Here is a 6,417-nt window from a genome sequence, read left to right on the forward strand (position 1 = left end):
TTTAATCCTTGTTTGGTGTTTCCGATTTTTCCAGAATTTCCTCTGGTCGCAGTCCAGCCCGTCGCTCTGTATGGGATACGGTATGAGGGTCAATGACTCCCTTGGGCAGATAAGCAAATTCACGCATCGGTTGAACCATGGGGTCATTAGTGACTTTATACGGAATGCGCCCTAGGGCTACATTATCATAGTTCAACTCGTGGCGATCGTAGGCTGCCAACTCATACTCTTCCGTCGCAGACAAACAATTCGTCGGACAATATTCAATGCAATTGGCGCAGAAAATACAAACTCCAAAATCGATACTATAGTGCTTGAGTTGTTTTTTCTTCGATTCTTTATTCATCTCCCAATCGACCACTGGAAGATTAATCGGACAAACCCGCACGCAAACTTCACAGGAAATACACTTATCAAACTCAAAATGAATCCGTCCCCGATACCGTTCCGAAGGAATCAGTTTTTCATAGGGATATTGCACGGTAATGGGACGACGTTGCATATGGTCAAATGTCACCGAGAGGCCTTGACCAATATATTTCGCTGCTTCTACCGTCCCTTTCGCGTAATCACCGACTTGTTTTAAGAACTTCAACATGATGGATTAACCACTCGTAACGACACAAAACAGGTCACTCTCAACTATCCGCCAAAGGCAAAGGGAAAGACTAACTTTAAGGCTGCTGTCAATAGAAGATTAACCAAAGAAACTGGCAGGAGGAATTTCCATCCTAAATCTAACAGTTGGTCAATCCGCACGCGGGGTAAAGTCCACCGACACAGAACAGCAATGAAGACCAGTAAATAGGTTTTGAAGATCACCATCGCGATCCCTAAACTGGCCATCAGCACTTGTAACCAGCCAGTCGTTTCCGGTATCCCCAACCACTGGGCCACTTGATCGACGGGAATAATAAATTCCCATCCTCCTAAGTATAGGACAGCCACCAGAAGGCCAGAAAGTACTAAGTTTACATAGGAACCGAGGTAAAACAGGGCAAATTTCATGCCTGCGTATTCGGTTTGATATCCAGCCACTAATTCTTCTTCTGCTTCCGGTAAATCGAAGGGCAGGCGTTCGCATTCAGCTAAAGCAGCGATCCAAAAAATGATAAATCCTACCGGTTGCCGCCAGACATTCCAGCCGAGAATTCCATATCCGGATTGTTGCTCCACAATATCAACGGTACTGAGGCTATTGGACATCATAACGATCGCCAGTACACAAAAGGCTAAGGGAATCTCATAGCTAATCGATTGTGCGGCTGCCCGCAGGCCTCCCAACAGGGAATACTTGTTATTGGAGGCATACCCTGACATCAACAAGCCAATGGGGGCAACACTGGAAAGGGCAATCCACAAAAATATTCCAATTCCCAAATTGGAGATCATTAAGTTTTCTCCAAAGGGCACAATTAGAAAGGACAAAAAGACCGGGATCACGACCAGAGCCGGCCCGAGGGTAAACAAAATTGGATCGGCTTTATCGGGAATAATATCCTGTTTCAACAGCAGTTTCAGACCATCAGCAACCGGGACTAAGACCCCAAACGGACCCATATATTCGGGCCCAATACGCTGTTGTACGGCAGCCGATACTTTTCTTTCTAACCAGGTGGTGACCAATACGCCTACCGTTGCACCCACCAGAACCACTAACATCGGTAGGGGAACCCACAGGGCTTTTGCCGCTCCCTGGGGGAGACCGAAGTTAGTCAGTAATTCGATAAAACTTCTTTGTAAGTCAATTCCTAAATTCATCTTTCCTCGCGATTCCAGTGAAAGGAAGGATTACTTCCTTTATGGATTTTAGAGTTTATTGAGGTTTTTTTGGGTCTGATCTGCTAATTAGACCCATAAACATGCTTCCTATTTGACCATAAATAGTCCCATGGGGGAATGGGATGGGGCGATCCGCCTCTTCAACTGTGATTTGCCTTTAAGCTAAAAATAGGAAATTAAAGGAGACACATTCGATGAGTACAGAGCGCTGGACCGATGAAAGATTAGACCGTTTAGCCGATCTGCTCGAAAGCAATAGTCGTGTGATGGAAGCTTTAACCCAGGCCTCAGGAGAAGCTAGGGAAGAGCGGCAACAGTTATTTGAAACAGTCCAGAGCCACGATCGCATTCTTGAAAGTAACGCGAGGGCCGCCGAGAGGCAAGAGCGCCTGATTGAAAGTAATAGTCATATGATGGAAACTTTAACCCAGGCCTCAGGAGAAGCTAGGGAAGAGCGGCAACAGTTATTTGAAACAGTCCAGAGCCACGATCGCATTCTTGAAAGTAACGCGAGGGCCGCCGAGAGGCAAGAGCGCCTGATTGAAAGTAATGCTCGTGTGATTCAAGCTTTAGCCAATGCTGTAGCAGAAGCAGGAGAGGAGCGGCGACAGTTATTTCAGAGAATGGATCAACGACAAGAAGAGATTCGGAGACTTCAAGAAGAGACTCGCGGACTGCAAACGGAGAATCGCCGTATCCTGGACATCTTGCTCAATCAACAGGAGCGGGAAGATGATGCTACAGATGACTGAAAATCGCACCTAACTGATTACAAACTCAAGTCACCTAGAGCATCTTGAATTGCTTGTTTTTGCTCCGCATCGTATCCCCAGCGCTCCAGAAAACTTTGATATTCTCCTGTTCCAGTTTGGGCACTTTCACAGAGCTGTTTGGCTCTGGTTTTAACTTCGGGAAGTTGGAGTTGAGCGATCAGATGGGTAGTACGTTCTTTGACTTTTTGGGAATTGCCTGCCATCTCCAAGTTTTGATTGCGCGTATGGGTAATCGCCATGGCAGTAGACATCGCTACATTTTTGACCAGCAATTCACTGACAATTTCTGGAGAGGTCTGTAATCCTTCAATTACGCCAGAAGTGGGGCGATCGCTCACCGATCGTTTGTCGGTTAGATAGGTGACAAAAAATCCCCTGGCTCCGTTTTCCGTCTTCACTAACTCATTGACGGTGGTTTGAATGACATCTTCGCTTAATTCTTCCTTTTCCAGGAGGTCAAGAAACGTTTGAGTGAGGGCGATCGCCTGTTCAAAGCTGACATTTTCTGGCACAGTTAAGGAGGGATAAGACATAATCTCAAGTTTAATCGCGATCGTTGACCTTTCGGTATCGGAAATTCTAAATATTGTTATTTTACTCTGCCGTTTGTCACTTGCCTGTTATCTTTTCGCATTTACTCCCCAATTATGGCCATTGAGTCTTCCTACCCATCCTCTCCCGATCCCAAAAAACGGCGAATGCGTGCAGGTCGCAAAAACTACCAAGCCCAACGCCAAGAACCGGAGATTGATGAATCCCTATTACAACCTGAAGCAAACGTGGAGGAAACGGACAAACAGGAAGAAAAGTTACGTCCCCACCGATTAGCTGATTATGTGGGACAAAAAGATCTTAAAAGTGTATTGGAAATTGCGATTCAAGCGGCGAAAGCGAGAAAGGAACCGCTAGATCATTTATTACTCTATGGTCCGCCGGGATTGGGCAAAACTACGATGTCCTTAATTTTAGCAGCCGAGATGGGCGTAACCTGCAAAATTAGTGCCGCCCCAGCTTTAGAGCGTCCCCGCGATATTGTCGGCTTATTGGTGAGTTTGCAAGCTGGAGATATCCTGTTTTTGGATGAAATTCATCGTCTTTCCAGGGTAGCGGAAGAATTACTATATCCAGCGATGGAAGATTTTCGCTTAGATGTTACTGTCGGTAAAGGGAAAACGGCGAAAACGCGCAGCATTCCGCTGAAACCGTTTACTCTGGTGGGGGCAACCACGCGAGTGGGGGCGTTAACTTCCCCCTTGCGCGATCGCTTCGGATTACTGCAAAGATTGCGCTTTTATGAATTAGACGAATTAAGTTTAATTGTAGAACGGGCGGCTAAAGTTTTAAGCACAGAAATCACGGCCGAAGGAGCGACGGAAATCGCCCGGCGATCGCGCGGCACTCCGCGTATCGCCAACCGGCTTTTACGCCGAGTCCGGGACTATGCCCAAGTCAAACAACTGGGTACAATTTCTGAAGAAATAGCGGCTGAAGCCATGGAACTCTATGATGTCGATCCTTGCGGTTTAGATTGGACAGATCGACTGATTTTAAGTGCCATGATTGAGAATTTTAGCGGGGGTCCCGTAGGTTTGGAAACCCTAGCGGCTGCTACAGGAGAAGATGCCCAAACCATTGAGGAAGTGTATGAACCTTATCTACTGCAAATTGGTTTTTTACAGCGCACTTCTCGCGGTAGAATTGCCTTACCTGCGGCTTGGAAGCACTTGGGATATGCTCATCCTGATGAACCGTATTAAGTCATTTTGCTCTGGGAGTGGCAGCCGGGAATCGGAAATCAGTTGTATGGTAAGGTTAGTTTTGGTTAAGCGATCGTCGACAAGAGGTACTCTAAGTTGAAGAAAGGCTTTTTGAGTTGCTCTATGATCGTCTCAATGATACTTCAGTCATCGACAGGACAAAAAAGTTCTTCTAGACTCAGCATGGAGCAATGGAGGGGTTTCTGGTTCGCATTGTTAGCCTACTCCCTTTGTTCCTCCCGAGCGATCGCTGACGATCTCCACCTAGGGAATAGCCAGTGAGTCGTGGGTGCTAGTCCATGGAACAAGAGAGTTGATTTTCCATCCAGGCGATCGCTAAGTTTTCATCAACCGGTTTAGAAAAGAAATAGCCTTGAAAATACTGACAGCCTAATTCTTTGAGTTGTTCAAAATCTTCTGCCGTCTCCACTCCTTCAGCAATGACATCTAAACCCACATCGGAGGCAATGAGTAAGATCGCTTTAATTAAATTCCACTGTTTCTCTTGAAGAAAAAATCGGTCTATTTTTAGACCATTTACTGCTAAATTTTTGAGGCGACTTAAAGAAGAATAACCGGTACCAAAATCATCAATATCAAACTCAAATCCAAAATCCCTCAATTCTTGAATAGTATTGGTCGCTACCTCCAGATTTTCCATTAACATGGTTTCTGTTATTTCTAAACGAATTTCATAGGGACTAATTTGTAACTCTTGAATTAAGGATTTTAACTGTTCTGAAAACTGGGGATGAAGCAACTGGAGGGGTGACAAATTCAAATTCATGAGTAATGAATAATCTGAGGGCAGTCTATTCTTCCATCTCTTAAGCTGACTGCAAGATTGACGAATCACCCACTGGCCGATTTCATGAATCAAACCCGTTTGTTCAGCCACTGGAATAAACGTACCTGGTGAAATTAATCCTTTTGCCCCATGATGCCAACGAATTAAGGCCTCAAAGGCCATTACTTTTCTAGGAGATAAAGAGACAATTGGCTGATAAACAAGGCTTAACTCTTGTTTATCAATCGCTTGCTTGAGATCGAGTTCTAATTGAATTTTTTCTAGATCTTCTTTCTTAAACAAGGTTAGTGGAAGCGTGGGTTGCTGTTCAATGGTTTGAGCCAAGCGCTCCAAGCGACCAATATTTTTAATGGCCATGGCCAACATATACTTGCCTTCTGCTGATTCTGGGGTAACATGGCCACTTTGCATCAGCCGAACTACACCTCGAATGGAGGTTAGGGGAGTGCGAAGTTCGTGACTCAGGAGCATAATTGCTTCGTCCATCGAGAGTTCAGGGTGGAAATCCGGGGGAGTGGATTTAAGATGTTCTTTATCCATAATCGCGATCGCCCCAATGAGTTAGTCGTTTAGTCATGATCACCTTTACTTTAGAGAGGAAATATGAAATTCTTGTGAAAGGGTCAGCAATCCCTCGAGCCTTGCAAAGCTGCAAATTGCAATCCATTTTACTTAAATCATACTCAGTGATTAACTCACTAATCTGAATCATTCCTCTGTTTGGAAATCTAGAGCCGCCTCAATTTGATTCGGTAATTCCAGCGGATCAAAAGGCTTGATCAATACTCCAACTCCTCCGGATGCAGCGGCTTCACGACGAGTCATTTGAACTTGAGCCGTCAACCAAATCACAGGAATATGCTTAGTTTTGGGATTCGCTTTTAAGAGCTTTAGAGTTTCTTTACCGTCAATCTCAGGCATCATCACATCCAAGAGAATTACATCGGGTTGGTGTTGTTGCGCCAACTCTACCCCTTCATATCCAGATGCTGTACCCGTTACCTGCCAACCTCTCAACTTTTCTAGACTAATCCGAGCAATTTCTCGAATGTCCATTTCATCATCGATCATTAATATGTGTTTGCTTGCCATTTGAGGAAGGACGCTCCAATCGGAGTTAGGATATATAGATTTAATTAAATTTAATAACTAATTCTCACCCTACACTGTAAGTGTTGACATCCACCCCTGCCTAAAGGCGAGGGGATTCCTAAACCTCACGATTTAGGTTTCTGTTTCATCGCAGTTGCCTTCACAGATTTACTCTGTTTCCGCTTCGCGGACATGAACGGGTCTT

General features: G+C 45.0%; 7 protein-coding genes. 2 read left to right on the plus strand and 5 right to left on the minus strand.

The genetic code is table 11. The annotated features are described in order from the left end of the window. Nucleotide 1 precedes the first annotated feature (1 nt). Nucleotides 2-595 carry an NAD(P)H-quinone oxidoreductase subunit I gene (ndhI, locus tag AC3A14_RS14635; RefSeq protein WP_318702121.1) on the minus strand — a complete coding sequence of 198 codons (594 nt, stop codon included), beginning with the start codon at nt 593-595 and terminating at the stop codon, nt 2-4. A gap of 47 nt (nt 596-642) precedes the next feature. Then, nucleotides 643-1,761 (minus strand): NADH-quinone oxidoreductase subunit NuoH, encoded by a 1,119-nt coding sequence (nuoH, locus tag AC3A14_RS14640; RefSeq protein ID WP_318732834.1) that lies wholly within the window; start codon nt 1,759-1,761, stop codon nt 643-645. Nucleotides 1,762-1,976: 215 nt separating this feature from the next. Here nuoH and AC3A14_RS14645 point away from each other — a divergent pair, with 215 nt between their 5' ends. Beyond that, nucleotides 1,977-2,534 carry a hypothetical protein gene (locus AC3A14_RS14645; protein ID WP_487779042.1) on the plus strand — a complete coding sequence of 186 codons (558 nt, stop codon included), beginning with the start codon at nt 1,977-1,979 and terminating at the stop codon, nt 2,532-2,534. A 17-nt stretch (nt 2,535-2,551) separates the two neighbouring features. On the opposite strand, the gene AC3A14_RS14650 is transcribed toward AC3A14_RS14645, so the two are convergent. Next, nucleotides 2,552-3,088, minus strand: coding sequence for a hypothetical protein (locus tag AC3A14_RS14650; RefSeq protein ID WP_318732832.1), 537 nt, complete (start codon nt 3,086-3,088; stop codon nt 2,552-2,554). 114 nt (nt 3,089-3,202) lie between these two features. On the opposite strand from AC3A14_RS14650, the gene ruvB reads away from it, so the two are divergent. Continuing rightward, nucleotides 3,203-4,312: a Holliday junction branch migration DNA helicase RuvB gene (gene ruvB / locus AC3A14_RS14655; RefSeq protein WP_318732831.1), complete on the plus strand. Its 1,110-nt coding sequence runs from the start codon at nt 3,203-3,205 to the stop codon at nt 4,310-4,312. Between the two features lie 292 nt (nt 4,313-4,604). Here the strand turns inward: ruvB and AC3A14_RS14660 are convergent, their stop codons facing one another. Further along, nucleotides 4,605-5,660 (minus strand): putative bifunctional diguanylate cyclase/phosphodiesterase, encoded by a 1,056-nt coding sequence (locus tag AC3A14_RS14660; RefSeq protein ID WP_318732830.1) that lies wholly within the window; start codon nt 5,658-5,660, stop codon nt 4,605-4,607. A gap of 168 nt (nt 5,661-5,828) precedes the next feature. Continuing rightward, nucleotides 5,829-6,212, minus strand: coding sequence for a response regulator (locus AC3A14_RS14665; protein WP_318732829.1), 384 nt, complete (start codon nt 6,210-6,212; stop codon nt 5,829-5,831). Nucleotides 6,213-6,417 lie beyond the last annotated feature (205 nt).

It is taken from the genome of Roseofilum sp. (genome assembly GCF_982964205.1).

What these genes read in the sequence shown, in the direction of transcription:
- nuoH (WP_318732834.1), bottom strand. Translation starts at nt 1,761, where the DNA reads ATGAATTTAGGAATTGACTTACAAAGAAGTTTTATCGAATTACTGACT.
- AC3A14_RS14645 (WP_487779042.1), top strand. Translation starts at nt 1,977, where the DNA reads ATGAGTACAGAGCGCTGGACCGATGAAAGATTAGACCGTTTAGCCGAT.
- AC3A14_RS14650 (WP_318732832.1), bottom strand. Translation starts at nt 3,088, where the DNA reads ATGTCTTATCCCTCCTTAACTGTGCCAGAAAATGTCAGCTTTGAACAG.
- ruvB (WP_318732831.1), top strand. Translation starts at nt 3,203, where the DNA reads ATGGCCATTGAGTCTTCCTACCCATCCTCTCCCGATCCCAAAAAACGG.
- AC3A14_RS14660 (WP_318732830.1), bottom strand. Translation starts at nt 5,660, where the DNA reads ATGGATAAAGAACATCTTAAATCCACTCCCCCGGATTTCCACCCTGAA.
- AC3A14_RS14665 (WP_318732829.1), bottom strand. Translation starts at nt 6,212, where the DNA reads ATGGCAAGCAAACACATATTAATGATCGATGATGAAATGGACATTCGA.